At 66.8% G+C, this 2,054-nt stretch carries 2 protein-coding genes; both read left to right on the plus strand.

Translation table 11 applies throughout. The annotated features are described in order from the left end of the window. Positions 1-596: HNH endonuclease (locus AC1DN2_RS21290; RefSeq protein WP_476851871.1), on the plus strand; the 596-nt coding region annotated here is incomplete at its 5' end. A gap of 545 nt (positions 597-1,141) precedes the next feature. Next, the gene (locus tag AC1DN2_RS21295; RefSeq protein ID WP_476851872.1) at positions 1,142-2,035 is read left to right on the plus strand and encodes an integrase catalytic domain-containing protein; all 894 of its coding nucleotides are present in this window, start codon (positions 1,142-1,144) and stop codon (positions 2,033-2,035) included. The last annotated feature ends 19 nt before the right edge of the window (positions 2,036-2,054 follow it).

Here is a 2,054-nt window from a genome sequence, read left to right on the forward strand (position 1 = left end):
GCAACGCCGAACCCGCCCGGCTCCCCGGCTACGGCACCGTCCCCGCCGCCTGGGCCCGGGAACGCATCGGCGCCGGGACGAACGCCGAGGACCGGAACTTCAACACCTGGCTCCGCCGGCTCTACACCCACCCCGGCACCGGCGAGCTCATCGCCATGGACTCCCGCGCCCGGCTCTTCCCACCCGGGCACCGCCGCTTCATCCAAACCAGAGACGACACCTGCCGCACCCCCTACTGCGACGCGCCCATCCGCCACCTGGACCACATCATTCCCTGGCACACCGGCGGCCCGACCACCACGGACAACGCCGCCGGCCTCTGCGAAGCCTGCAACCACACCAAAGAAACCCACGGCTGGAAAGCACGCCCCAGCCCCGAAGCCGCACCCGGATCCGCCTCGAGCATCGGCGCGAGGCACCCCATCGAACTCACCACCCCCACCGGCCACACGTACCGTTCCACCGCGCCGCCGTTGCCCGGAACACCGCTCCGGCCATCAGCCACAGACCAGCCGGGCTCCCGCCACCGGCACCAGCTCCGGCACCAAGCCAAAACGCTCAGGCGTGGAAAACCCAAAGTTGGGGCAGCGGCATAGGGACCCGTCCGCTGGCTGCCGTGCAGGCCCGAACGAACATTGGCTCGGCCTCGGGGCACAGTTGCCGGGCGACGGGCCGCTATTCGAAGCACTCGATTCGCGGCTCTTGCCCTCGGCTCCGCCACGCTTCATCGCATCCAGCAGGTCAGCGGCAAAGAAAAGCGCCCGACCACCTGGGCGGCGGCGAACGTCAGGCCTGCAGGTACCTTCGCGATCTCGCTAAGAGACGGCTCGGACACTTCCGTGTCCCGAACAACCCGGAGTCATCAGATGGTTACCTGCAGGCGCTTTAAGCCTACGCCCGCCTCACGGCCGTCACCAGAGGGCGCGTTGACTCATAAAAAACCTCCGCTTAGCCCGATACGTTGCCTCATATGAAAAGGTCCGGGAAGGGTGGGGGCGCGGACATCCTTGAGGGATGGGATTGACGATGGGCGAACGCAAGGCTGTCACGAAGCACCTGGCCGAGTCCTACCGGGCCGGTGACCGGGCCAGGAAGGGGGGCCCTGGACATTACCGACGGGCAGGCGGCACTGCTGGCCCGCATGAGCGCGGCGACCATCGACCGGCGGCTGGCGGGCCAGCGGGCGAAGCTGTTACCGCGGGGCCGGTCCCACACCAAGCCCGGGTCGCTGCTGAAGTCCCAGATCCCGATCCGCACCTGGGCGCAGTGGGACGATGCGGTGCCCGGTTTCGTCGAGATCGATCTGGTCGGGCACGAGGGCTCGAACAGTTCCGGGCAGTTCTGCTTCACCCTCACGGTCACGGACATCGCGACCGGCTGGACCGTGAACCGGTCCGTGCCGAACAAGGCGCAGAAGCACGTCTTCGCGGGCCTGCAGCACGTCCTCGCTGTCTTCCCGTTTCCCGTCATCGGCATCGATTCGGATAACGGCAGCGAGTTCATCAACAACGAGCTCTTCGAGTTCTGCGTGCAGCACCGCATCACCTTCACCCGGTCCCGTCCGAGCAACAAGAACGACGGCGCCCACGTGGAGCAGAAGAACTGGTCCCGGGTCCGTGAGCTGGTCGGCTACCTGCGTTATGACACCGCCGCGGAACTGGAGCTGCTCAACGAGATYTGGGAGCTGGACCGGATCTTCACCAACTATCTGTTGCCCCAGCAAAAACTCRTCGCCAAGGTCCGCCGCGGAGCCAAGGTGAGCAAAACACATGACCGGGCAGCGACGCCGCACCGGCGCGCCGCAGCCGACCCGGCCCTGGCACGGATGCCCGTGATCCGGATGAACGCCCAATACAAGAAGATCAGGCCGGCCGCCCTCTCACGGCAGATCCTTGCCCTGACCGGCCGGCTTGAAGCCCTCACCACTGCCAAACAGCCCGCCCCGGTCAAACCCGCCGTGAACGAACGGTGGAACCGCCCCGGCAGCCGGAGGATTTCATCTGAGGCAACGACCCCACGTTCCCGGAGGTATTGACGTGAGGCAACAGGGAGGG

The organism is Arthrobacter sp. 01L42 (assembly GCF_056400005.1).